Source organism: Nonomuraea sp. H19, from assembly GCF_052068215.1.
Classification (GTDB): domain Bacteria; phylum Actinomycetota; class Actinomycetes; order Streptosporangiales; family Streptosporangiaceae; genus Nonomuraea.
In genome coordinates this window covers 17,831-42,446 of sequence record NZ_JBQHCV010000006.1, presented here as the reverse complement: position 1 = coordinate 42,446, position 24,616 = coordinate 17,831, and the positions used below count along the sequence as shown (strand labels likewise).

General features: G+C 71.1%; 22 protein-coding genes. 15 read left to right on the top strand and 7 right to left on the bottom strand.

Features of this window, described 5'->3' with window-relative positions; translation table 11 throughout:
- Positions 1–6 precede the first annotated feature (6 nt).
- The 3 genes from ACTMTI_RS14300 to ACTMTI_RS14290 all read left to right on the top strand — a co-directional run bounded on the left by ACTMTI_RS14300 (position 7) and on the right by ACTMTI_RS14290 (position 2,588).
- Positions 7–753, top strand: a complete 747-nt coding sequence (locus ACTMTI_RS14300; protein WP_441120779.1) for a lysophospholipid acyltransferase family protein — start codon at positions 7–9, stop codon at positions 751–753.
- Between the two features lie 253 nt (positions 754–1,006).
- On the top strand, positions 1,007–1,963 hold the full coding sequence (locus tag ACTMTI_RS14295) for a GlxA family transcriptional regulator (RefSeq protein ID WP_441120778.1): 957 nt from the start codon (positions 1,007–1,009) through the stop codon (positions 1,961–1,963).
- A 1-nt stretch (position 1,964) separates the two neighbouring features.
- Positions 1,965–2,588: a DJ-1/PfpI family protein gene (locus ACTMTI_RS14290; protein WP_441120777.1), complete on the top strand. Its 624-nt coding sequence runs from the start codon at positions 1,965–1,967 to the stop codon at positions 2,586–2,588.
- 5 nt (positions 2,589–2,593) lie between these two features.
- Here ACTMTI_RS14290 and ACTMTI_RS14285 read toward each other — a convergent pair whose 3' ends face one another.
- Positions 2,594–3,196: an ArsR/SmtB family transcription factor gene (locus ACTMTI_RS14285; RefSeq protein ID WP_441121195.1), complete on the bottom strand. Its 603-nt coding sequence runs from the start codon at positions 3,194–3,196 to the stop codon at positions 2,594–2,596.
- 71 nt (positions 3,197–3,267) lie between these two features.
- Between ACTMTI_RS14285 and ACTMTI_RS14280 the strand changes: the two genes are divergently transcribed.
- Positions 3,268–4,518: an MFS transporter gene (locus ACTMTI_RS14280; protein WP_441120776.1), complete on the top strand. Its 1,251-nt coding sequence runs from the start codon at positions 3,268–3,270 to the stop codon at positions 4,516–4,518.
- A gap of 56 nt (positions 4,519–4,574) precedes the next feature.
- A complete protein-coding gene (locus ACTMTI_RS14275; RefSeq protein ID WP_433017126.1) occupies positions 4,575–5,381 on the top strand; it encodes a serine/threonine-protein kinase in 807 nt (268 codons plus the stop codon).
- 67 nt (positions 5,382–5,448) lie between these two features.
- Here the strand turns inward: ACTMTI_RS14275 and ACTMTI_RS14270 are convergent, their stop codons facing one another.
- Genes ACTMTI_RS14270 through ACTMTI_RS14255 form a run of 4 tightly spaced genes read right to left on the bottom strand, consistent with a single transcriptional unit; the run spans position 5,449 to position 10,172 of the window.
- A complete protein-coding gene (locus ACTMTI_RS14270) occupies positions 5,449–6,255 on the bottom strand; it encodes a DeoR/GlpR family DNA-binding transcription regulator (protein WP_441120775.1) in 807 nt (268 codons plus the stop codon).
- A 33-nt stretch (positions 6,256–6,288) separates the two neighbouring features.
- Positions 6,289–7,065 (bottom strand): triose-phosphate isomerase, encoded by a 777-nt coding sequence (locus ACTMTI_RS14265; protein WP_441120774.1) that lies wholly within the window; start codon positions 7,063–7,065, stop codon positions 6,289–6,291.
- On the bottom strand, positions 7,047–8,549 hold the full coding sequence (locus ACTMTI_RS14260; RefSeq protein WP_441120773.1) for an FGGY-family carbohydrate kinase: 1,503 nt from the start codon (positions 8,547–8,549) through the stop codon (positions 7,047–7,049). Before ACTMTI_RS14260 ends, ACTMTI_RS14265 begins: the two co-directional genes overlap by 19 nt.
- A complete protein-coding gene (locus ACTMTI_RS14255) occupies positions 8,550–10,172 on the bottom strand; it encodes an FAD-dependent oxidoreductase (RefSeq protein WP_441120772.1) in 1,623 nt (540 codons plus the stop codon).
- 269 nt (positions 10,173–10,441) lie between these two features.
- On the opposite strand from ACTMTI_RS14255, the gene ACTMTI_RS14250 reads away from it, so the two are divergent.
- The 10 genes from ACTMTI_RS14250 (at position 10,442) to ACTMTI_RS14205 (ending at position 21,956) form a co-directional block, all read left to right on the top strand.
- A complete protein-coding gene (locus tag ACTMTI_RS14250) occupies positions 10,442–11,092 on the top strand; it encodes a DUF2291 family protein (RefSeq protein ID WP_441120771.1) in 651 nt (216 codons plus the stop codon).
- Entirely contained in the window at positions 11,092–12,675 is a 1,584-nt protein-coding gene (locus tag ACTMTI_RS14245; protein ID WP_441120770.1) for a sugar ABC transporter ATP-binding protein, read from the top strand. Before ACTMTI_RS14250 ends, ACTMTI_RS14245 begins: the two co-directional genes overlap by 1 nt.
- Positions 12,668–13,774 carry an ABC transporter permease gene (locus tag ACTMTI_RS14240; RefSeq protein WP_441120769.1) on the top strand — a complete coding sequence of 369 codons (1,107 nt, stop codon included), beginning with the start codon at positions 12,668–12,670 and terminating at the stop codon, positions 13,772–13,774. Before ACTMTI_RS14245 ends, ACTMTI_RS14240 begins: the two co-directional genes overlap by 8 nt.
- A 65-nt stretch (positions 13,775–13,839) precedes the next feature.
- Positions 13,840–14,847, top strand: a complete 1,008-nt coding sequence (locus ACTMTI_RS14235) for a D-ribose ABC transporter substrate-binding protein (protein ID WP_441120768.1) — start codon at positions 13,840–13,842, stop codon at positions 14,845–14,847.
- A gap of 121 nt (positions 14,848–14,968) precedes the next feature.
- On the top strand, positions 14,969–16,684 hold the full coding sequence (locus ACTMTI_RS14230) for a glycerol-3-phosphate dehydrogenase/oxidase (RefSeq protein WP_441120767.1): 1,716 nt from the start codon (positions 14,969–14,971) through the stop codon (positions 16,682–16,684).
- 38 nt (positions 16,685–16,722) lie between these two features.
- Positions 16,723–17,487 carry a DeoR/GlpR family DNA-binding transcription regulator gene (locus tag ACTMTI_RS14225; RefSeq protein WP_441120766.1) on the top strand — a complete coding sequence of 255 codons (765 nt, stop codon included), beginning with the start codon at positions 16,723–16,725 and terminating at the stop codon, positions 17,485–17,487.
- On the top strand, positions 17,484–18,170 hold the full coding sequence (locus ACTMTI_RS14220; protein WP_441120765.1) for an HAD family hydrolase: 687 nt from the start codon (positions 17,484–17,486) through the stop codon (positions 18,168–18,170). The genes ACTMTI_RS14225 and ACTMTI_RS14220 overlap by 4 nt, the downstream gene beginning before the upstream one ends.
- Positions 18,167–19,882 (top strand): dihydroxyacetone kinase family protein, encoded by a 1,716-nt coding sequence (locus tag ACTMTI_RS14215; protein WP_441120764.1) that lies wholly within the window; start codon positions 18,167–18,169, stop codon positions 19,880–19,882. The genes ACTMTI_RS14220 and ACTMTI_RS14215 overlap by 4 nt, the downstream gene beginning before the upstream one ends.
- 32 nt (positions 19,883–19,914) lie before the next feature.
- A complete protein-coding gene (locus ACTMTI_RS14210) occupies positions 19,915–20,394 on the top strand; it encodes an RpiB/LacA/LacB family sugar-phosphate isomerase (protein ID WP_441120763.1) in 480 nt (159 codons plus the stop codon).
- A gap of 32 nt (positions 20,395–20,426) precedes the next feature.
- Positions 20,427–21,956, top strand: coding sequence for an FGGY family carbohydrate kinase (locus ACTMTI_RS14205; RefSeq protein WP_441120762.1), 1,530 nt, complete (start codon positions 20,427–20,429; stop codon positions 21,954–21,956).
- 67 nt (positions 21,957–22,023) lie between these two features.
- On the opposite strand, the gene pruA is transcribed toward ACTMTI_RS14205, so the two are convergent.
- Both pruA and ACTMTI_RS14195 read right to left on the bottom strand, forming a co-directional pair.
- A complete protein-coding gene (gene pruA, locus ACTMTI_RS14200; protein ID WP_441120761.1) occupies positions 22,024–23,649 on the bottom strand; it encodes an L-glutamate gamma-semialdehyde dehydrogenase in 1,626 nt (541 codons plus the stop codon).
- On the bottom strand, positions 23,649–24,566 hold the full coding sequence (locus ACTMTI_RS14195) for a proline dehydrogenase family protein (protein ID WP_441120760.1): 918 nt from the start codon (positions 24,564–24,566) through the stop codon (positions 23,649–23,651). Before ACTMTI_RS14195 ends, pruA begins: the two co-directional genes overlap by 1 nt.
- Between the last annotated feature and the right edge of the window lie 50 nt (positions 24,567–24,616).

The following is a 24,616-nucleotide window of genomic DNA, read 5'->3' as shown; positions in this document are numbered from 1 at the left end:
CTGGTCATGGCTGAGATTGTGTACCCGCCGGTGATCGCCGCCGCGCGCACCTTGTTCCGCGCGCTCGACCTCCGCTTCCACATGGAGGGGACCGAACACGTGCCGCGGACCGGGGGAGCGGTGCTGGTGAGCAACCACGTCAGCTACCTCGACTTCATCTTCGCCGGGTTCGCCACGCTGCCGTCGAAGCGGCTGGTGCGCTTCATGGCCAAGGAGGACGTGTTCAAGCACCGGATCTCGGGTCCCCTGATGCGCGGGATGCACCACATCCCGGTGGACCGGGGCGCGGGCGCGGGCTCGTACGCGACCGCTCTGCGGATGTTGAAGGCCGGCGAGGTGGTCGGGGTCTTCGCGGAGGCCACGATCAGCCGCTCGTTCACCGTCAAGGAGATCAAGAACGGCGCCATCCGGATGGCCCAGGCCACAAAGACGCCGGTGATCCCGGTGGCGTTGTGGGGCAGCCAGCGGCTCTGGACCAAGGGGCGGCCGCGCAAGCTGCTGCAGCGGCACGTGCCGCTGACGATCCTGGTGGGCGAGCCCATGCATCCCAAGCGGGGCGAGGACGTCAACCAGCACACCGTGGATCTGCACGCGCGCCTTTCGGAGCTGGTGGACCGGGCGCAGCGCACCTACCCGGAGGTGCCGCCGGGGGTGTGGTGGCAACCCGCCCACCTGGGTGGCACGGCGCCGACGCCGGAGGAAGCGGCCGCCATGGACGCGGCCGAGGCCGAGGCCAGGGCGAAGAGCGCCTGAGCGCCGCCGCCGGCGGCGAACGCACGCCCGTGCGCGCCACTTCTCCACACGGGCTGGTTCCATGACCCGGAGCTCCCGGCTTTGGAATGGGCGTGCTGCGCTACGCCGTCGGTGGCGGGTATCGGTGGATTTCCGCAGCATGGGGTGCCGAACGATCATTAGCCTGCAATATGCATGCATCCATGCCCGCATGGCGTAATGTGCAATGACCGTGTCGTTGACGCCATAGGGCACCCGCGACCAGCATGAAAGCATGCCTCGCCGGGTCCTGATCGTCGTCTTCCCCGGTTTCCAGCTGCTCGACATGGCCGGCCCCGCCGACGTCTTCGGCACGGCGGATCTGCTCGGCGGCGGTTACCGGGTCGAGGTGGTCGCCGTGGGCGCGGGCGCCGTACCCGCCGGGAACGGGGTCGTCGTGACGGCGGGCGCGCTGGGCGAGGTCGCCGGGCCGGTCGACACGCTGCTGGTGGCCGGCGGGATGTCGGTGCCCGGGCAGCTGGCGGACAGGGAGCTGGTCGAGGGCATCGCGCGGGTGGCCGGGACCGCGCGGCGGGTCGCCTCGGTGTGCAACGGCGCGTTCCTGCTGGCCGAGGCCGGGCTGCTGGACCACCGGAGGGCCACCACGCACTGGCTGGCCGCCGGCGAGCTCGCCTCCCGCTACGCGTGCGTCGAGGTGGACGCCGACCCCCTCTACATCGAGGACGGCGACGTCTGGACCTCGGCCGGCGTGCTGTCCGGCGTGGATCTCGCGCTGGCGCTGGTGGCCAGGGACCACGGCCACGCCATGGCCCGCGACGTCGCCCGCGGGCTCGTCGTCTACCTGCACAGGCCGGGCGGGCAGAGCCAGTTCAGCACGCCGATGCGGGCCATGACGCCGCGCAGCGAGCCGCTGCGGGAACTGCAGGCGTACATCGACGCCAACCCCGCCGCGGACCTGAGCGTGCCCGCGCTCGCCGCGCGCGCCGGGATGAGCGAGCGCCACTTCTCCCGCGTCTTCACCCAGCAGACCGGCCTGTCACCCGGCCGGTACGTCGAGCGCAGCCGGGCCGACGCCGCCAGACGGCTCCTGGAAGTCACCGATCACCCACTGGACACGGTGGCCAGGGAGTCGGGGCTCGGCACGGCCGAGACGCTCTACCGCGTCTTCCGCCGCCACTGGCGGATCTCACCGGGCGATCACCGCCGCAGGTTCCAATCGAAGGAGAAATGACATGCACGTGGCCATCCCGCTCTATCCCCGTTTCACCGCGCTGGACGCGGTCGGGCCGTACACGGTGCTGGCGTTCGCCCCCGGCTGCACGGTCACGTTCGTCGCCGCCGAGGCCGGGCCGGTGACCGACGACCAGGGCACGCTCACCCTGATCGCCACGGCCTCGTACGCGGACCTGCCCGCGCCTGACGTGATCATCGTGCCGGGCGGTCCGGGAACCCTGGACGCGCTGTCCTACGAGGCCCTGCTCGGCTGGATCCGCCAGGCCCACGAGCACACCCGGTGGACGACCTCCGTCTGCAGCGGCTCCCTCCTGCTGGGAGCGGCCGGGCTGCTCGCGGGCGTGAAGGCGACCACGCACTGGGCCATCCTGGAGATGCTCGCCCCGTACGGCGCCGAGCCGGTGAGCGAGCGCGTGGTGACCGAAGGCAAGATCGTGACGGCGGCCGGGGTGTCCGCGGGCATCGACATGGCGCTGACGCTGCTGGCCCAGGCGCGCGACCCGGAGACGGCGCAGGCGGTGCAGCTGGCGATCGAGTACGACCCGCGGCCGCCGTTCGACTGCGGCTCGCCGAAGAACGCCCCGGAGGGGACGGCCGAGCGGGCGCTCGCCCTCATCACCTGACCGGATCACTCCTGCTCGCCGGCGGCCCCCAGCGGCAGGACGTCGAAGTGGATGACCACGTGCCCAGTGGAGACCGGGGACGTGGTCGCTGTTTCTCTCCGGTCCGACACCTTCCGGTACCTCTCCAGCACCTCCAGCACCTCATCCCTCAGCTCCGCCGTCTCCGTCACCGTGAGCCGCAGCGACCGCCGCCCGAACGTGCTGGCCTGCACCCACTCCTCCGGCGCCCGTGACGCCTCCTGGCGCCATCTGGACAGCTCCGCGCCGCGCTGGCGGACGAGGTCGTCGAGCAGGAACTCCAGCGCGCTCGCCGCCTCCGGGTCGGGCGGCGTCTCGCCGTAGGTGAAACCGCCCGGCACGATGCGCCAGTATTTCTCCTTGCCGCGCCCCATCCCGGGCACGATTTCGATCATGCCGTGCCTGGCCAGCTCCCTCAGGTGGTAGCTCGTCGCCCCGGTGTTCTGCTCCAGCAGGTCCGCGAGGCGCGTGGCGGTGGACGGCCCGTGCTCGTCCAGCAGCTCGTAGATCCGCAGCCGCAGAGGGTGGGCGAACGACTTCAGCGCGTTCGCGTCGAGCGTACGAGCGGAAAAGCTCTTGCCTTGCTTCACGTGCAAGCCTATCTTTGCAAAGGAATCCATGCACACTTTCTTTTGGACACTTCCACACTATCGGAGCAACCGTGGCTGGTCTTGGGCGTTCCTTCGCCTTCCTGTGGTCGTCGACCGCGCTGTCGAACCTCGCGGACGGCGTGCTGAAGATCGGCGCGCCGCTGCTCGCCGTGTCGATGACCCGTTCCCCCACCCTGGTCTCCCTGGTGGGTGCCGCCGCGACGGCGCCGTGGCTGCTGCTGGCGCTGCACGCGGGCGCGATCGCCGACCGGGCCGACCGCCGCCGCGTCATGGCCGTGGCCAACGCCGCCCGCGCCGCGATCCTCGCCGCCACGACGCTCCTGGCGGCGCTCGGCCTGATGGATCTATGGATCCTGCTCGCCGCCGTGCTGGCGGCCGGCGTCACGGAGGTCTTCGCCGACACCTCGGCGCAGTCCGTTCTTCCCATGACCGTGCCCGCGGACCACCTGACCAGGGCGAACGGCCGGGTGTCCAGCGCCCAGCTGATCGGCAACGACTTCGTCGGCGCCCCCGTGGCCGGGCTCCTCGTCGCGGTGCTTCCCGCGGCCGTCTTCGGCGCCCCCGCCCTGCTGTACGGCGCCGCAGGGCTGCTCCTGCTGGGCATGCGGGGGACATACCGGTTAGCCGCCCCGCGCACGGACCGGCCCCCGCTGCGGCGGGACATCGGAGAGGCGCTGCGTTATCTGCGCTCCCACAAGGTGCTGCGGAGCCTGGCGATCACGGCGGGCCTGCTCAACCTGGCCAACGCCGCCTACTTCGCCGTCTTCGTGCTGTGGGCCGTGGGCGACGAGTCGATGATCGGGCTGGAGCCCAGCGGATACGGTCTGATGATGACGGCGTTCGGTGCCGGCGCGGTGTTCGGGTCCCTGGTGTCCGGGCGGGCCGCGGCGATCTTCGGGGAGTTCCGCACGCTCGTGGGAGCCTGGCTGATCAGCAGTCTCCTGCTCCTGGTGCCCGTGGTCGTACCGGCCCCATGGACGCTTTATCCGACCGCCGTGCTGTGGGGCGTGGTGGGGGCGGCGGGCAACGTGCTGGTGATCTCCGCGCGGCAGCGGCTGATCCCGGCCGAACTGCTGGGGAGGGTCAATTCGGCATACCGGCTCGTCGGCATGGGCGGGATGCCTCTGGGGGCCGCGCTGGGAGGGCTGGTGGCAGAGTTCGTGGGCATCGGAGCCGTCCTGGCGGGCGCCGCGGGGGTATGTTTGGTGGGTGTCGGGCTTGTGTGGCGCGCGTTGTCGGATCGAATTTCTAGGCCGTTGACCAGCGAACCCGCATTTTCTGACATATCCAGATCACCTTAGGCACCCAACAGCCTTGGCTGAAGTGACATGATTATCCCCGAGCTTGAGGGGATGGTATGCGGGAGATCGGCGGACGGTACCTCCTGAACGAGGAGGCCGGTCGTGGGGGTATGGGAGTCGTCTGGCGTGCATTCGATCAGCTCCTCCACCGTACGGTGGCACTGAAGGAGCTGACCTTGGCCGGTGAGGTCGAGATGGTGCGCCGCCGGGTGCTGCGTGAGGCCAGGATGGCTGCTGGGCTGACGCACCCCAACATCGTCACGGTGCACGACCTGATCGAGGAGGGCGGCAAGCTCTGGATCGTGATGGAATATCTCGACGGCCTGTCGTTGCACCAATTACTCTCCCAGGTCGGCACACTGCCGGCGCAGTCGGTGGCCGCGATCGGGCAGCATCTGCTCGCCGCGCTGCGCACCGCCCACCAGGCCGGAGTGCTGCATCGCGACGTCAAGCCCGCCAACGTCATGCTGACCGGCGACCGGGTGGTGCTGACCGACTTCGGGATAGCCACCGCTGAGGGCGACATCCGGATGACGACGTCGCGGCGACTGCGCGGCACGCCCGCGTTCATGGCGCCCGAACGGCTGCACGGGGGACCGGCCAGCAAGGAGGCCGACATGTGGTCCTTCGGCGCCACCCTCTACAGCGCCGTCGAGGGCCAGCCTCCTTACCCGGGGCAGGACGCGGCCACGGTGCTCGGCATGGCCAGGAGCGGACCCTATCCGCCGCCACGCCGCGCCGGGGTGATGCGGCCGCTCATCGAGGGACTGCTGCATCACGACCCGGTACGCCGGTTCACGCCGGAGCAGACGGCCGGGCTGCTGGCAGGCATGCGCGCCAGCACCTTCCAGGCCGCCATCTGACCCCAAGCGCCCCGCGCGCCTTGCGCTCCCCATCACGCGCGGCGGTGCGTTCGGCGGGTGCCCGGCGTCAGCGGGCGCGTACGGCGGGCGCCACGGTGACGTCGATGCCCTTGTGTCGCAGCCGCTCCACGTGCTCCGCCGGAGTCCGCCAGTCCACGATGACCTGGTCGAAGTCGGCCAGCGGCGCGAGGGCGTGCAGGGCCCGGCGGCCGAACTTGGTGTGGTCGACGATCAGCAGCCGGGTGGCCGCCGAGTCGAACATCGCGCGCTTGGTGTCGACGGTTTCCTCGGTCTGGTGGAAGCAGATGTCGTCGGTGATGGCGGAGGTGGACATGATGACGATGTCGGCGCGCACCTCGCGGATCGCCGCCACGGTCATGCGCCCCATGAACGAGTTCGACCAGGGGTGGAACCGGCCGCCGAGCGAGATGAGGGTGACGTCCGGCTCACCGGTCAGGTCCTCGATGACGGGCAGGAAGTTCGTGATCACCGTTACCGGCGCCTTGTCGCCGAGCAGCGGAACGAGGCTCAAGGTGGTGGTGGAGTCGTCGAGGATGACGGAGTGCCCCGGCTCGATCCACGCGCCGGCGGCCCGGGCGAGCGCCGCCTTCTCGGCCTGCTGCCGGCCGCGCCGGAACAGGTCGCTGGCCTCGACGAGGCTGGACGGCAGGGCGGTGACCACGCCGCGGGTCTTGCGGACGATCCCCCGGGCGACGAGCGCGTCGAGGTCGCGGTGAGCGGTCATCAGGCTGATTCCGTGCTTCTCCACGAGCGCCTCGATGCGGACCGAGCCTTCCGCCATCACGTCGGCCGCGATCGCGCGCTGGCGCGCGCGCTGACGTTCCAGGCGGCCCTCCGCGGGCGACTCCTTCATCGCACCTCCTCGATCCGGATCTCCAGCCTCCGACTATCTCGCATCCGGGCGTCCCGTGTGCCGGGCGCGGGCCCCGATGCGCAGCAACTCGACGAACTCCGCGACGTCCCACGCGGCCCGGCCGACGAACAGGCCGTCGGTCCCGGGTACGCCGAGCAGCTCCGCAGCGTTGCGCCGGTTGACGCTTCCCCCATAGAGAACGGCCGCGAGCCTGAAACGGGTGGACAGCATCTCCATGACTGGCGCGATTTCGTCCGGCTGCGCCTCGCGGCCGAGGTCGCCGATCGCCCAGACGGGCTCGTAGGCGACGACGACCCTGCGCAGGTCGTGCGCGGCGAGCCTGGACAGGCCCCGGCTCACCTGCCCGGCGACCCAGTCGATCTCTCCTCCGGCGGCGCGCACCCCGGCCGGTTCGCCGACGCACAGCAGCGGCGTGAGACCGGCCGCGACGGCGGCCTCCACCTTGAGCGCGACGGTGTCGTCGGTCTCGCCGAAGTGCTGCCTGCGTTCGGAGTGGCCGATCTCGACGAGCGTCGCGCCCGCGTCGGCGATCATGCTCATCGACACCTCGCCGGTGTAGGCCCCGGCGGGCTCCCAGTGGGCGTTCTGGGCCCCGATGAGGACGGGGACGTCGGCCGGCAGGCGCTCGCGTACGGCGGCGATCGCGGTGTGCGGCGGGATGACGAAGGCCCGGACGCCGTCGAGCGCGCTCCGGGCGGCGACAAGCCCGTCGGCGAAAGCGCGCGCCTCGGCCAGCGTCTTGTTCATCTTCCAGCTGGTGCCGATCCAGGTCATCCGAGTTCGGCCCATACGGCCGTCATCCTCTCCACGACGCGCTGGTAGCGCCGGTAGCTCTCCTCCTGCCGCGCCACGCCGCCGGGCGTGGGCTCGCAGACCACGGTCCCCGTGCCGGTCGCCGCGGCGGCCTCCGGCAGGTTGGCGTAGACGCCTGCCGCGATGCCGGCGAGCATGGCGGAGCCGAGCGCGCCCGCCTCTCGCACGGTGCTCACCCCCACCGGAGCGGCCAGCGTGTCGGCGAACATCCGCACCCACCGGGCGCTGTTGGCGGCCCCGCCGGTGAGCCGGATGTCGGTGACGTCGAACCCGTCCCGCAGCGCGTCGACGTGGTGGCGGTGGTTGAAGACCACCCCTTCCATCACCGCGCGGAGCAGGTGGCCGCGCTCGTGCCAGCCGCGCAGCCCGACGAAGGCCGCGCTCGCGTCCACCGGGTAGGGAGAGCCGTAGAGGAAGGGGAGGTAGACCAGGTCGCTGGGGCTCGACTCGATCGCTCGGAGATCGTCCTCGACGAAGCCGAAGGGCCGGCCGGCCGCGCTGTCCGCCCGCATGTCGGCGGCGGCGAGCCGGGTGGCGAACCATTCGAGGTTGGCCGCGCTCGAGGGGGAGAGCGCCATGTTCATCCACTGGCCGGGCACGACGAACGCGCGGGCGTTCCACCGCTCGTCCACCTTGGCCGCGTCGGAGATGACCTCGTTGATGCTGAAGGTTCCCGCGATGATCGCGAGCTGGCCGGGGAGCACCGTACCCATGCCGATGGCGCCGCAGTCGACGTCGTGCGCGCCGGAGGCGACGGGGGTGCCGGGGACGAGGCCGCAGCGCTCCGCCGCCGCGCCGGTCACCGCACCGGCGACCTCATGTGACCGGATCACCTCGGGCAGCAGCCGGAACAGCTGTTCGACGCCGAAGACGTGCAGCGTCTCGAGGTCGTACTCCTGCGTGTGCACGTTGGTGAACGACAGGCTCGACTCCGTCGGATCGGTGGAGAAGACGCCGGTGAGCCGGTGCTTGATGACGTCCTTGCCCGGCAGCGCGTAGGCCGTGCGCTCCATGACGTGCGGTTCGTTGCGCAGCAGCCAGGCGAGCACCGACACCGGTGAGCCCGGCCAGGGCTTCTGCCCGCTGAGCGGGAGTACGGCGGCGCAGCGGCCGGTGCGCTCCCAGTCCGCGACCAGCTCCGCCGCGCGGGTGTCGAGCGAGAGGATTCCCGGCCTGGTCGGCCGGCCCTGCTCGTCGACCAGGTAGACGCCGTCACCGTGGGAGGTGACCGCGACGCCCGCGACCTCCGCCGCCCGCACGCCGGTCGTGGCGACGACCTCCCGGATGACCGAGCAGGTCACCTCCCACAGCTCGTCCTGGTCGCGCTCTACGTGGTGCGGTCGCGGGTAGCTGTGCGGCACCCGCTGTGCGGCCTGGCCGATCTCGCGGCCGGTCGGGTCGAAGAGCACGGCCTTGGTGACGGTGGATCCGGCGTCGACGCCGAGGAGATAGCGTCCCATCTAGGCCACGGGCCCCGGTTGGAGTTCGCGGAAGCGCCGGAGATAGGTGAGGTAGGCGGCCAACTGCCGGGTGGTCTCCGCCTCGTCCCAGCCGAGCTCGGCGGCGCAGACGGCGGCGACCGAGTCCATGGCTCCCTGGCCGAGGTCGGGCTCCAGGCCGATCATGGTGCGGCGGGCGAGCACGTCGGCGAGGCTGACGGCCTCCTCTTCCCTGATCGTGAAGACGACCTCGCCGGCCCGCAGCCCGGTCGAGGGGCCGACGGTCCGCGAGAGGGTCTCGGAGGAGGCGATCAGGGCGGTGACCTGGCGGGCGCGGGCGCCGTAGACGCGCACCAGCCGGCGGGCCTCGGCGGCCGGCAGCTCGCTCTCCTGCTCGAACCCGAACTCCTCGGGCGGGCGGCCGGGGAGGTCGAGCTTGCGGGTCCGCGACGCCGTCTTCCTGCCCAGGCGCGCGGCTACCTCGTCGACGGCGTGCTCGGCGAGCGTGCGGAAGGTGGTCAGCTTGCCGCCGACGATCGAGAGCAGCCCGTCGAGGCGCGGGCGGTGGTCGTGCAGGATGTGCCGGCGCGTGACGTCGCCGGGCGCGCCGCTCGGCGCGAACGGAAGGGGCCTGACCCCGGTGTAGGTGTACAGAATGCCGTCCTCGGTCAGCTTCGCCGCGGGGAACAGGCGGTTGGTCTCGGCGAGGATGTAGTCGATCTCTCCCTGGTCGGCCGCGGCCGTGCCGGGGTCGCCTTCGAACCGCTCGTCCGTGCTGCCGATGAGGTATCTGCCGAGCCAGGGGATCACCATGAGGGGGCGGCCGTCGCTGAGCGCCTCGTAGTACATCGCGTAAGGCGGCGCGCCGGGGAACGGGTCCACGACGAGATGCGTGCCCTTGGTGCCGCCGATCAGCCGCTCGCCCGCGGGCAGCGAATCGGAGAGCACGGAGTCGGCCCACGGCCCCGCGACGTTGACGGTGAAACGCGCCGTGACCTCGTGGACCGTGCCGGTGATCAGGTCACGCACCGACGCCCCGGTCACGCGGCCCCGCTCGGTCCGCAGCCCGGTGGACTCGGCGTAGTTGAGCGTGGCGGCCCCGGCCGCGCGCGCGGCGAGCATGATCTCGACGCAGAGCCGCTCGGCGTACTCCACCTGCGCGTCGTAGTAGACCGCCGAGCCCTGGAGCCCGTCCTGGGACAGGCCGGGCAGCAAGGCCGCGGTCTTGCGCCGCCCGTAGGTGCGGTGGAGCGGCAGCGACTTGTCGAAGGACAGGACGTCGTAGAGCACCATCCCCGCGCGCAGGGCGAACCGGTGGTGGCTGTTGTCCCGGTAGAACGGCAGCGCGAACGGGAGGGGCGCGACGAGGTGCGGCGCGCGGCGCAGCAGCCACTCCCGGTCGCGCAGTGACTCGCGGACGAGCCCCACCTCGAGCTTGTCGAGATATTTGAGCCCGCCGTGGACCATGCGGGACGACCACGACGACGTGCCGCTGCCCCAGTCTCCCTTGTCGATCACGAGCACCGACAGGCCGCGGTCGGCCGCGTCCCACGCGATGCCGAGCCCGTTGACACCCCCACCGATGACGAGCAGGTCGAAGTCGTGCTGAAGGCGCTGGAGGGAGCGGTCTCGGTAAGTGCTCATCGCGCTCCTGAGTGATCATCTCATGTTCGGACGAGATCGGCGGCGTGATTTCTAACGTTAACTTCGCCGAAGCTATCGCGACTCATGTGATAAATCTAGCCAGCCATGACCTGGATCACACCGGCAGGCTACGTTTCGGCGTTGATAACAGATAAATCTTGATTGATAACGAGTCTCCCTGTTACGTTCCCATGAACGCGTGATAGCTCGCGCATCTCGCCTCCGGATCGCCCTGCCGGCGAGTTCCTGGAAAGGAGCCCCCGACGCCGATGAGCACCGCCGCCGACCCGCCCCGCATGCTCGCGCGCCTCGTCTGGCCCGCCGCGTTGGTGGTCCTCCTGGTCGCGATGGGCATGGACACCACGGTCCTGTCCAGACAGCAGGTGGCCGCGATCAATCCCGCGGAGTTCAACGCCAAGGACTTCGCCGCCGCCGAGTACCCCAAGATCGTCAAGGCGGTCGAGGCGAAGGCTGTGGAGCTCAAGGAGGTCGCCACCGCGGTCGCCGCCGACGCCTCGGCCGCCGGTGCGAAGTACGGCCACATCGCGGGCACCGACAAGTACGCGATCCCGGTGCGCTTCACCGGCGAGGTCACCGAGACCGACGCGGGTCTGCTCACCGTCGACGTGGCGGGTCTGCCGAAGGGCAGCGTGGTCCGCGTCGCGGTCGGCCAGGCCGCCAACGGCACCGCCCTGCGGGACGTCACCGGAACCCTCAAGTTCGCGGACTTCCAGAACCAGACCGACTACCAGCAGGTGGCCAACGAGCTGAAGACGAAGATGCTGGCGGAGGTCGGCGGCAAGGTCGACGCCGCCGCGGCGCGGGGCAAGGCCGCGACGGTGGTCGGCGTCTACGTCACCAACACCGGCCCGGAGCACAGCTACCTCGTCACGCCGGTCAAGGTGGAGGTGGCGGGCTGATGGCCGGGGGAGCCGCGAGCCCCGCCCGGGAAGGCGTCATCCTGCGGGCGATCGACATCACCAAGCACTACGGCGCCACCCAGGCGCTCAAGGGAGTCACCTTCGAGGTGCGCCGGGGCAAGGTCACCGCACTGTTCGGGGAGAACGGGGCCGGCAAGTCGACCCTGATGAAGATCATCGCCGGCGTCGAATCACCGACCTCGGGACACCTCGAGCTCGACGGGGAGCCGATCGAGCTGCGCTCGCCCAACCAGGCGGTCGAGCACGGCATCTCGATCATCCATCAGGAGCTCAACCTCTGCCCGAACATGAGCGTGCGCGACAACGTCTTCATCGGCCGCGAACGCATGAGCGTGTTCGGCACGGTGGACTACCGCGGTGAGCGCAAAGCCGTGCGGCGGCTCATGGAACGGCTCGAGGAGGACATCGACCCGGACACCCTCGTCGCCGACCTCCGCATCGGGCAGCAGCAGATCGTCGAGATCGCCCGCGCCCTGGCGCTGGACGCCCGCATCCTGATCATGGATGAGCCCACGTCGGCGCTCAGCGCCCCGGAGGTCGAGGTCCTCTTCAAGGTCATCAAGGACCTCACCGCCAACGGGGTCGCGATCGTCTACATCTCCCACCATCTGGAGGAGGCGATCGAGATCTCCGACCACGCGGTGGTGTTCCGCGACGGCGAGCTGGTGGCCACCGCGGACGCCGGCGACATCGACCTGCCCTGGGTGGTCGGCAAGATGGTCGGACGGGCCGCCGAGTACGACTTCCGCGACGCCGAGCGAGACCGCGGCGACGTCGCGCTGAGCATCAGGAACCTCAAGGTCGTCGACGCCGCGGGGGAGGGCCGGCTAGCGGTCAACGACGTCTCCCTGGAGGTCAGGCACGGCGAGATCGTCTGCCTGTACGGGCTCATGGGCGCCGGCCGCACGGAGCTGGTGGAGGCGCTGGCCGGCCGCGGGGCGATCGCCACCGGCCGGGTGGAGCTCGGCGGCAAGGACCTGACCGGCAGGTCCATCGCGGAGCGGATCGAGCTCGGCATCGGCCTCGTGCCGGAGGACCGGCAGCGGGACGGGCTGGTCCAGTCGATGTCGGTCGGCCAGAACCTGTCCCTGTCGAGCCTGCTGGAGGCGACCAGGTCGTTCGTCGTCTCCCGCTTCGTCTCGCGCAGGCGCGAAGCGGGCCGGATCCAGGAGGGGATCTCCGGCGTACGGGTGAAGACCGCCGGCCCCGGCGCGGCGATCACGTCGCTGAGCGGCGGCAACCAGCAGAAAGTAGTGATCGGCAAGATGCTGCTCACCCGCCCGAAGGTGCTCCTGCTCGACGAGCCGACCCGCGGCATCGACGTCGGCGCCAAGGGCGAGATCTTCTCACTGCTCTTCCGCGAGGCGCGCAAAGGGCTCGCGGTCCTCTACGTGACCAGCGAGATCGGTGAGGCGATCACGGCATCGCACCGCATTGTCGTCATGTCCAAGGGGCGCGTGGTCCGGGAGTTCGACCCCCGCACGGCCTCACGTGAAGAGATCATGGCCGCCTCCGGGGAGTCCGAGGCCGGCATCCAGCCGATGGGAACCGCCAGTGAGTGAGCTGACCCAGACCGCCGTCAAGACGACGGCGCCACGCGCCCCCCGCAAGATCAACACCAGGGCACTGATGGTCGAGGGGCGCGCGCTGCTCGCCCTGGTCCTCATCGTGGTCGTCTTCTCGCTGCTGTCCCCCAACTTCCTCAGCCCCGACAACCTCATCGTCATGACGCGGCACGTGGCGATGAACGCGATCCTGGCGATCGGGATGCTCCTGGTGATCCTCAACGGCGGCATCGACCTGTCGGTCGGCTCGATCGTGGGCCTGTCCGGCGTCATCGCGGGCATGCTGCTCGAAGGATTCGAGATCCCCGGCCTCGACCTGTTCCTCTACCCGGCCGCCTGGGTCGTGATCGTCGTCTCCCTCGGCGTGGGCACTCTCGCCGGATGGGTGAACGGCGTGGTGGTGGCCAGACTCAACGTCGCGCCGTTCATCGCGACACTCGGCATGCTGTACGTCGCCCGCGGCATCGCGCTGCTGATCACGAACGGCACCCCGTTCTCCCAGCTCGGCGGGGAGCAGAAGCTGGGCAACACCGGCTTCCTCACCTTCCTCAAGAGCGCTCCGCTCGGGCTGCCCATGGCGGTCTGGGCCATGATCGTCTTCGCGGTGGTGTTCGCGGTGGTGCTCAGCAAGAGCCCGTTCGGCCGATGGCTCTACGCGACCGGCGGCAACGAGCGCGCGGCCGAGCTGTCCGGCGTCCCGATCAAGAAGGTGAAGACCCGCATCTACGTCCTGTCCGGCCTGTGCGCGGCGGCGGTCGGCCTGCTCCTCACGGGCGACCTGTCCTCGGCCACGCCGTCGGCCGGCGAATTCTTCGAGCTCAACGCCATCGCCGCCGTGGTGATCGGCGGAGCGGCGCTCTCGGGCGGCCGCGGCACCATCCGCGGAACCCTCATCGGCGCCTTCGTCATCGGCTTCCTCGTGGACGGTCTCGTCCTCGTCGGGGTCTCCCAGTTCTGGCAGCAGATCATCAAGGGCGCCGTGATCGTCGTCGCCGTCGCGCTGGACCAGCTCCAGCAGAACCTCCAGAAGCGCCGCTCCGGGAAGGCCGCGCTGTCACCCCCCAAGCCGTCGGAGCACGTATCCGCCCCGGTGTGACCCGACGTACCCCGGACGGCCCGGCCAGCGCCGTCCGCACTTCCAGTGTTCGCGAAAGGCTCCACATGTTCCGAAAGATCGCCGCCATCGCAGCGACAGGTGCGATGGCACTCGGCCTCGCCGCCTGCGGCTCGTCAGGCACCGACACCGCCTCGGGCTCCGCAACCACCGCCGCTGCGGCCACGGGCGGTGCCGCGCAGGGCGGGACCATCGCCGTCATCACGGTGGACCTCGCCAACTCCTACTGGCAGGCGGAGGCGGACACCGCCAAGACCGAGATCGAGAAGGCGGGCTACCAGGCCACGGTCAACGCCCACGGCGCCGACCCCGACAAGCAGAACCAGCTGATCGACACCGCCATCAGCAACAAGGTCAAGGCCATCATCCTCGACCCGGCCGGCGCCGACGAGTCCGTGGCCGCCGTCCAGAAGGCGACCGACGCCGGCATCCCGGTGTTCCTCGTGAACGCCGAGATCTCCAAGCAGGGCATCGCCAAGGCGCAGATCATCTCCAACAACGCCCAGGGCGCCACGATCGGCGCCGAGGCCTGGGTGAAGTCGATGGACGGCAAGGGCAAGTACGTCGAGCTGTTCGGCAACCCGACCGACAACAACGCCCAGGTGCGCTCCGACGGCTACGCCGCCGTCATCTCCGCCTACCCCGACCTCAAGAAGGTCGGCCAGGAGACGGCGAACTGGGACCGCGTCCAGGGCAAGGACAAGATGGAGGGTCTCCTGGCGGCCCACCCTGACATCACCGGCGTCATCGCCGGCAACGACGAGATGGCCCTCGGCGCGATCGAGGCGCTCACCGACGCCAAGAAGATCGACAAGGTGAAGGTGCTCGGCTTCGACGGCAACGCCGACGCGGTCAAGGCGGTGCGCGCCGGGACCATGGTCGCCACGGTGCTCCAGCCCATCGTCCAGGGCACGACGAACGCCGTCGCCCAGGCCGTCGAATACCTCAAGACCGGCAAGTCCGGGGTCGCCGACGAGAAGCAGAGCATCGACTGCGTGCTCATCACCAAGGAGAACGCCGACAAGTACTCGGCGCCGTTCGTCCTGGACAAGTGAGCGCGGGTCCTCCCAGCGGGGGAGTGGGCGCCTACCTGCCCAGTGCCGTCGTGCTCTCGATGGCCGGCGCCCACTCCCCACCCCTCTGAAGAGTCGTCTGCGAGAAAGGTCCCGATAGCGCATGCCGAACGGCCAGCTCAGCCCGGCGGGGCGCGCGCAAGCGCTGGCGCGGCTCGCCCGTACGGAATACGACGTCCTCGTCATCGGCGGCGGCGTCACCGGAGCCGGGGCCGCCCTGGACGCGGCCACCCGCGGGCTGGCCGTCGCCCTCGTGGAAATGCGGGACTACGCGGCCGGCACCTCCAGCCGGTCCGGCAAGCTCATCCACGGCGGTCTCCGCTATCTCGAGCGGTTCGACTTCGGCCTCGTCCGCGAGTCGCTGCGCGAGCGCAGGCTGCTCCTGAACGACCTCGCGCCGCATCTCGTCAAGCCCATCCGCTTCCTCTACCCGCTGCGCCGCAGGCTCTGGGAACGCGCCTACGTGGGCGCCGGCCTCCTGCTCTACGACACCATCGGCGGCGCCGGCGCGGTTCCCCGCCACCGCCACCTGTCCCGCGGCGCGGTCCGGCGCCTCGCTCCCGGGGTCAGGCAGAGCGGGCTGATCGGCGCGATCGCGTTCTACGACACCCAGGTCGACGACTCGCGCCACACCCTGGAACTCGTGCGCACCTCGGCGGCTCACGGCGCGGAGGTCGCCTCCGCGGTCAAGGTCGTCGGGCTGGACACCTCCGGCGGCGCCGTCCGCGGCGCGCAGGCGCAGGACCTGGAGAGCGGTGAGACGTTCACCATCCGCGCCAAGCACGTGGTCAACGCCACCGGCGTCTGGAGCGACGGGCTGAGCGGCCTCGCGGGAGGCAGGCCCGGCTTCAGTGTGAAGGCCTCCAAAGGCGTGCACATCATGGTGCCCCGGGACCGGATCAGGAGCGAGGTCTCGCTGTTCGTCCGCGCCGAGGACAGCGTCCTGTTCGTACGGAGCTGGGGCCGCCATTGGCTGATCGGCACCACGGACACGGCGTGGACGGCCGGGCTCGACCATCCGGCGGCGACCTCGACCGACATCGACTATCTGCTGCGCAACGTGAACGCCGTGCTGGAGACCGAGCTCACCAGGGACGACATCGACGGGGTCTTCGCCGGGCTCCGCCCGCTCATCCGGGGAGAGGCCGGCACCACCAGCCGGCTCAGCCGGGAGCACGCCGTGGAGACGCCCGTTCCCGGGTTCACCACGATCGCGGGCGGCAAGTACACGACGTACCGGATCATGGCCAGGGACGCGATCGACGAGGCGGTGAAGGGACTCGGCCGCGCGGTGCCCCCGTCCCGCACCGAGAGCGTCCCGCTGATCGGCGCCGTCGGCTACGCCGAGACCCGGGCGCGCACGGCCCGGCTCGCCGCGTCCGCCGGCCTCACCCCGGCCCAGGCCGGCCATCTCCTCGGCCGCTACGGCTCGCTGACCGAGGACCTGATCGCTATGATCATCGAGCAGCCCGAACTGGGGCGGCCCGTCGACGGAGCGCCGGACTACCTCCTCGCCGAGGCGGTTCACGCCGTCACGCACGAGGGCGCGCTTCACCTCGACGACGTTCTGACCCGCCGTACCCACATCGCGATCGAGACGCGCGACCGGGGCGCCGCCGCCGCACGCGCGCTCGCCCCGGTGATCGGCGCGGAGCTGGGATGGGACGCCGAGCGGGTGGGGAAGGAGCTGGACTTCTACCTCGCCCGGATCGAGGCGGAACTGGCCGCCCAGCGCCTTCCCGACGACGAGTCGGCCGTGGCGGCCCGCGAGGCCGTCAGGGACCCCCGGCTCCGAGTGGCGGACGGCGAGCGGCTGTGACGAATCCTCATAGTCCCCCCGACGTCGAAAGAGTGCCCGTGCGAAAGAACAAGGCACGTCAGAGCCAGATCGCCGACCTCATCCTGGAGCAGGGGTCGCTGACGGCGCAGGAGCTCGCGGAGATGTTCGGCGTCAGCGTCATGACGATCCACCGCGACCTCGACGAGCTCGAGCGGCAGGGCGTCCTGCGCAAGGCGCGCGGCGTCGCGACCGCCCAGCCGAGCGGCGTGTTCGAGGCGCGCGTGGCGTTCCGCCACGCCGCGGCCGTCGAGCAGAAGCGCCGGATCGCCCAGGCGGCGCTGCGCCACATCGAGTCCGGCATGTCCCTGATGCTCGACGACTCGACGACCGTTCAGCACATGATCCCCGGCCTCGCGGAGTTCGCGCCGCTGCACGTCGCCACGAACTTCCTCGCCGCGCTCAAGGAGCTGACCGCCCTGCCGGACATCCGCGTCATCGGGATCGGCGGCGACTACGACCCGCTGCACGACTCCTTCCAGGGCATGCACGCCATCGAGGTCATCCAGGACATCCACGCCGACGCGCTGTTCATGTCCACCTCCGCCGTCACCGCCGGCCACGCCTACCACCAGGAGGAGCGCATCGTGGCGTTCAAGCGCGCGATGATCGAGTCCGCCTCCGCGCGCTACCTGCTGGTCGACAGCAGCAAGCTGGACAGGACCGCGCTGCACCGGCTGTCCCCCCTGACCGTCTTCGACCTGGTGATCACCGACTCCGAGGCGAGCCCGCAGGCGCTCGACGCCCTTGAGGCGGCCGGAGCGAACGTGGAGGTGGCCTCATGACCAACGACCAGCCCATCGAAGGGGTCGTCTTCGACCTGGACGGTGTGATCATCGAGAGCGAGCACCTCTGGGAGGAGGTCTGGCGCGACTTCTCCGAGTCCCGGGGGCGCCCGTGGGAGCTGTCCGACACCCTGGCCGTCCAGGGTATGAGCTCGATCGAGTGGGCCGGCTACCTCGCCGGCCACGTCGGCGCCCCCGGCGACGCGGACATGGCCCGCGATCACTGCGTGAACGGGCTGGTCGGCCGCATCCAGCGCGGCGAGGCCGAGCTCCTGCCCGGCGCGCGGGAGCTGGTCAGCAGCGTCAGCGCCCGGGTGCCCATCGCGCTGGCGTCGTCGGCCGCCCGCAAGGCGATCGACGCGGTGCTCAGCCATCACGACCTGGCCGGGCTGTTCACCGCCACCGTCTCCAGCGAAGAGGTGCCGCGCGGCAAGCCCAGCCCCGACGTCTACCTCGAGGCCGTCGCCCGGCTCGGGATCAGCCCCGGCAACGGCCTCGCGGTGGAGGACTCCAGCAACGGCATCCGCGCCGCGTACGCCGCCGGCCTGGTCGTCGTCGGGATTCCGAACGCCACCTACCCGCCCCGGGCGGATGCGGCGGCGCTGGTGGACCACCTTGCCTCCGACCACGTCGACGCCCGCGAGTTCATCCTCGCCCAGCTGTCCGAGGGAGCACGCCAGTGACCAAGATCTACAACGATCCCGCGGAATTCAAGAACGAGGTGATCAACGGGTTCGCCCTGGCCTACCCGGACTACGTCGCCCGGGTGCCCGGCGCCTCCGGCTTCATCCGCTCCGGCGGCCCGCGTGCGGGCAAGGTCAGCCTGGTCATCGGCGGCGGATCCGGTCACTACCCGTCCTACTCGGGGGTGACCGGCGTCGGGTTCGCCGACGGCGCCGTACTCGGCGACGTCTTCACCTCGCCCTCGGCCGAGCAGGTCTACCGGATCGCGCGCGCCGCCCACGGTGGCGCCGGCGTGGTCCTGGCCTTCGGCAACTACGCCGGTGACCGGCTGAACTTCGCCGCGGCCGCGGACCGGCTGCGCGCGGAGGGCGTCGACGTACGCATCGTGTACGTGACCGACGACATCGCCTCCGCCCCCGCCGCCGAGGCGGACCAGCGGCGCGGAATCGCGGGCACGTTCACCGTGTACAAGATCGCCGGTGCCGCGGCGGAACGCGGCGACGACCTCGACGCGGTGGAGCGGATCATGCGTGCGGCGAACGCCCGCACCTTCTCCTTCGGCGTCGCCTTCGCCGGCTGCACCTTCCCCGGGCGGTCCAGCCCGCTGTTCGCCGTGGCCGAGCGGACGATGGACTTCGGGCTGGGCATCCACGGAGAGCCCGGCGTCCGATCCGACGCCTGGATGCCCGCGGCGAAGATCGCCGCCGCGCTGGTGGAGCCGCTCCTCGCCGAACGCCCGGAGGGCGCGCACCGCGCCGCCGTGCTCCTCAACGGCCTCGGCGCCACCAAATACGAGGAACTGTTCCTGCTCTGGAACAACGTGCGGCCGCTGCTCGCCGACGCCGGCGTCGAGCCGGTCATGCCGGAGGTCGGCGAGCTCGTCACGAGCCTGGACATGGCGGGCTGCTCCCTGTCGATCACCTGGCTGGACGACGAGCTGGAGGAGCTCTGGCGGGCCCCGGCGCACACGCCCGCCTTCCGCCGGGGCAGCGTCCGCACCGCGGCCTTCGAACGCTACGTCGCCTCGGAGGAGACGGTCGCGGTGGACGCGGCCGCGCAGGCCGCTCCCGAGTCGGAGCGCGCTGCCGCGGTCGTCAGGGACGCGCTTCGCGCGATGACCGCCGTCGTGGCCGAGCACGAGGACGAGCTCGGGCGGATCGACGCCGTCGCCGGCGACGGCGATCACGGCTCCGGCATGGTGCGCGGGCTGCGCGCCGCCCTGTCGGCGGCCGAGGCCACCCAGGGAGGCCTCCAGACCGTGCTCGCCGCCGCGGCCGGCGCCTTCGGCGACCGGGCCGGCGGCACCTCCGGGGTGCTGTGGAGCCTGTTCCTGCGCACGATCGGGGAGTCACTCGGCAACGACCAGCCGGTCGACCCGGCGCGGCTCGCACGGGCCGTGCGGCGCGGCGCGATGGCGATGAAGGACCTGGGCGGGGCCGAACTCGGCGACAAGACCATGCTGGACGCGCTCTTCCCGTTCGCCGACGCCCTCGACACCTACCTCGCCGCCGGCTCCGCGCTCGACCGCTCGTGGGCCGCGGCGGCCCGCTCCGCGGTCGAGGCGGCCGCCGCCACCGCGGACCTCGTGCCCAAGGTCGGCCGGGCCCGTCCCCTGGCCGAGCGCAGCGTCGGGTCCCCGGACGCCGGCGCGACCTCCATGGGCCTCATCCTCACCGCCGTCGGCGACGTGCTCGCCCGGCACTGCGGCTGACTCACCGAAAGAACGTACGAAGGAGACTGTCCATGGTGTCCAAGCGCTGGCGGATGGCGATCGGCTGCGACTCCGCCGGACTCGCCTACAAGGAGCTGATCCTCGCGGATCTGCGGGACGACGACCGCGTGGAGTCCGTCCGCGACCTCGGAGTCCCCGCGGCGGATCCGGAGAGCGAGTCCTACGGCCAGGTCGGCATCAGGCTCGCCGAGCTCGTCGCCGCGGGGGAGATCGACCGGGGGGTGCTGATCTGCGGTACCGGCATCGGCATGGCCATCAGCGCGAACAAGGTGCCCGGCGTGCGCGCCACGGTCGCCCACGACTCCTTCAGCGCCGAGCGGTCGATCCTGTCCAACGACTGCCAGGTGATCACGCTCGGCCAGCGCGTGATCGGGCCCGAGCTGGCCCGCCGCCTGGTCAAGGAGTGGCTCGGCTACGAGTTCGACACCTCCTCCCCGTCGAATGAGAAGGTCGTGGTCATCACCCGCTACGAGGAGCGTTCCGCGAGCTAGCGATCTCGAAGTCACGGAAAGGAGCGACGGGCATGGCCATTCTGTGCGTCGACGCGGGCACCACCATGGTCAAAGCCGTGATGTTCGACGACGAAGGCCGCGAGCTGCAGGTCGCCCGCCAGGCGACGCAGGTCGGGCGACCTCGGCCGGGCTTCAGCGAGCAGGACATGTACGGCGTCTGGGACGCGGTCGTCTACACCGTCCGATCCCTCGTCCACGCCTCCCGCGAGCCGGTGCGGATGCTGGCGTTCACCGGGCAAGGGGACGGATGCTGGCTGGTGGGGCCCGACGGCCGCCCCACGGGCCCCGCCATCCTGTGGAACGACGCCCGGGCCGCCGGCATCGTCGACGGCTGGGAGGCCGCCGGGGTGCTCGACGACGTCTTCAGGATCAACGGCAGCTACGGCTTCGCCGGCACCTCCGGCGCCATCCTGAAGTGGCTGCGGGCCAACGATCCGGACCGGCTCGACGCCTCCCACAAGGCCCTCTACTGCGGCGGCTGGCTGTTTCTTCGGCTCACCGGCGAATACGCGGTCGAAGAGTCCGACGCCGCCGCGCCGTTCCTCGACATCCGCACGCGCGCCTACTCGCCGGAGATCCTCGACCTCCTCGGCATGCCGTGGGCCGAACGCCTCCTGCCCGACGTCCGCGGCGACGGCGACCGGATCGGCCAGCTGCAGGCCGTCGCGGCGGCGGAATTGCGGCTCCCGGCCGGGCTGCCGGTGGTCATGGCGCCCTTCGACATCCCGGCCACGGCGCTCGGCATCGGAGCCGTCGCCCCGGGACAGGCCTGCACGGTCCTCGGGACCACCCTGTCCACCGGGACGCCCGTCGCCGCGGTGGACACCTCCGGCACCCCGGCCGGGATGACCCTGCCCTCCGGCGTGCCCGGGGGATACCTGCGCTCCCTCGCCGCCATGGCCGGGGTCGAGGCCATCGGCTGGGGGATGAAGCTGATCGGCCTGGACAGGCCCGGCTGGATCTCCGACCTGGCGCAGACCACCGATCCCGGCGCGGACGGCCTCTTCTTCCACCCCTACCTCAGCCCCGCGGGGGAGCGCGCCCCCTTCCGGGACACCCGTGCCCGCGGCTCGATGAGCGGGCTCACCTTCGAGCACACCAGGTCCCACATCGCGCGCGCCATGCTCGAAGGGATGAGCTATGTCGTGCGCGAATGCCTGGAGTTCACCGGCACCCGCGCCACCGAGCTGCGGATCACGGGCGGCGGCGCGAACAGCGAGTTCTGGTGCCGGCTGCTCGCCGACATCACCGGCGTGCCCACGACGCGCTCCGCCGACTCCGAGATCGGGGCCAAGGGGGCGTTCGTCGCCGCGCTGGTCGCCTCCGGCGCCGAGCCGTCCGTCCCGGCCGCGGTGAAACGGTACGTGGTGCCGCGCGACGTCTTCGAGCCCGACGAGGAGCGCGCCGCGCTCTACGACGAGCTGTACGGCGACTTCCTGGCCATCCGCGACGGCATCATGAACGACTGGGGCCGCCTGGCCGCATCCCGGGCCCGCCACCGGCCCGCCGGCCCGGAGCTCGGCCCAGTCGTTCCCGGCTGACCGCGGGACCCGCCGCGTTACGCCGGCGATCCCCCGGCCCACGCGTGGCTCGGGGGATCGATGAGCCTCAGCCCATGTGCGGGTAACGGTGGTCGGTCGGCGGGGCGAAGGTCTCCTTGATCGTGCGGGCGTTCACCCAGCGGATCAGGTTGAAGATCGAGCCCGCCTTGTCGTTGGTGCCCGAGGAGCGGGCCCCGCCGAACGGCTGCTGCCCCACGACCGCGCCGGTCGGCTTGTCGTTGACGTAGAAGTTGCCCGCCGCGAAGCGCAGCCGCTCCGAGGCCGCCGCGATGGCGTAGCGGTCCTGGGCGATGATCGACCCGGTCAGCGCGTACGGGGAAATGCCCTCCATCTGGTCGAGGACCGCGTCGAAGTCGCGGTCGTCGTAGACGTGCACGCCGAGGATCGGGCCGAAGTACTCCTTGACGAAGATCTCGTCCGCGGGGTCGGCGCACTCCAGGATGGTCGGCTTCACGAAATATCCGACGGAGTCGTCGCACGAGCCGGTGAGGACGTCGATGTTCGCGGCCGCCCGCGCCCGCTCGATGGCCGTTCTGTGCTTGGCGAACGCCCGGTCGTCGATGACCGCGCCCATGAACGTCGACAGGTCGCCCGTCACGTCGCCCACGGTCAGCGACTCGGTCGCGGAGACGAAGTCGTCCCGCATCCGGTTCCAGACCGAGCGCGGCACGTACGCCCGCGAGGCCGCCGAGCACTTCTGCCCCTGGTACTCGAACGCGCCCCTGACCAGGGCCGTCGAGAGCACCGCCGGGTCGGCGGACGGGTGGGCCAGCACGAAGTCCTTGCCACCGGTCTCCCCGACGAGGCGCGGGTAGCCGCGGTAGCCGGCGATGTTCTCGCCGACCGTGCGCCACAGGTGCTGGAACGTCGCCGTCGAGCCGGTGAAGTGGATCCCGGCCAGCTCGGGGTGCCCGAGGGCGACCTCGGAGACGGCCTGGCCGTTGCCGGTGACCAGGTTGATCACGCCCGGCGGCAGGCCGGCCGCCTCCAGCAGCCGCATCGTGAAGTGCGCGGCGAACTGCTGGGTGGGCGACGGCTTCCAGACGACGACGTTGCCCATCAGAGCGGGCGCCGTCGGCAGGTTTCCGGCGATGGCGGTGAAGTTGAACGGCGTGATCGCGAGCACGAAGCCCTCGAGCGGCCGGTACTCCATCCTGTTCCACACGCCGGGCGACGAGCTCGGCTGGTCGGAGTAGAGCTGGCGGGCGTAGGCCACGTTGAACCGCAAGAAGTCGATCAGCTCGCAGGCCGAGTCGATCTCCGCCTGCTGCACCGACTTCGACTGGCCCAGCATGGTGGCCGCGTTGAGCGTCGCCCGCCATGGCCCGGCCAGCAGCTCCGCCGCCTTCAGGAAGATCGCGGCGCGCTCGTCGAACGGCAGCGCCCGCCAGGCGGGCGCCGCCCGCAGCGCGCTGTCGACGGCGGCGCGCACGTCCTGCGCGGTGGCCTCGTGGGCCCGGCCCAGGACCGAGGCGCGGTTGTGCGGCTGCACCACGTCGATGGGCGCGCCGCCGCCGAGCCGCTGCTCGCCGTCGATGGTCATGGTCAGGTCGATCGACGCCCCGGCCAGCTCCTTGATGCGGTCCTCCAGCGCGGCCCGCTCGGCGCTGCCCGGCGCGTAGCCGTACACCCGCTCGTTGGCGGGAACGGGGACGTTGCTGATGGCATCCATTACTTACCCCCAAGGGCACGAAGGAAGAAGGCGACGTTGGCCGGGCGCTCCGCGAGGCGGCGCATGAAATAGCCGTACCAGTCGTCGCCGTAGGGGACGTAGACGCGGACCGTGTGGCCGGCCCCTGCCAGGGCCTCCTGCCGGTCGGTCCGGATTCCGTAGAGCATCTGGAACTCGTGGTCGCCGATCGCCCGCCCGTACCGGTCGGCGAGCAGCTCCGTGATCGCGATCATGCGGTCGTCGTGCGTCGCCACCATGGGGTATCCCTTCCCCGCCATGAGGATCCGCAGGCATCGCACGTACGCCTTGTCCACGGCGGTCTTCCCCTGGTGCGCGACCGAGGCCGGCTCCCGGTAGGCGCCCTTGACCAGGCGCACCCTGGAGCCCTCCACGGCCAGGTCGCGGCAGTCCTCCTCGCTGCGGAACAGGTACGCCTGGATCGCCACGCCTGTCGCCGGATAGTCCTCGCGCAGCTTGCGCAGGATGCCCAGCGTGGAGCCGACCGTGGTGTGGTCCTCCATGTCGAGCGTGACGGCAGAGCCGCCGGCCGCGGCGGCGGCGCAGATCTCGCGGGCGTGCTCCAGCGCCAGCGCGTCGTCGAGCCGCTGCCCGACGGCGGACAGCTTCACCGACACCTCGCCGCGCTCGCCCAGCTCCAGCGGCCGCAGCGCCTCCAGCAGCTCGACGTACGCCTTGGCGGTGGCCGCGGCGTCGCGCGCGTCCCGCGTCTCCTCGCCGAGGCGGTCGACGGTGACGGCGAGGTTCGCATCGCGCAGCCGCTCGACGGCGTCGCGCGCCTCCTGGACGCTTTCGCCCGCGACGAACCGTTCGACGACCTTCTTGGTGAGCGGGAAGCCCGACACGGTACGGCGTACGACACCGCTCCCGGAAGCGGCGAGAAGCACTTGACCCAGCATGTTCTCAGTCTAAAAACGCAGGTCGGAGGGGGCTATCGACGCGCGTAACG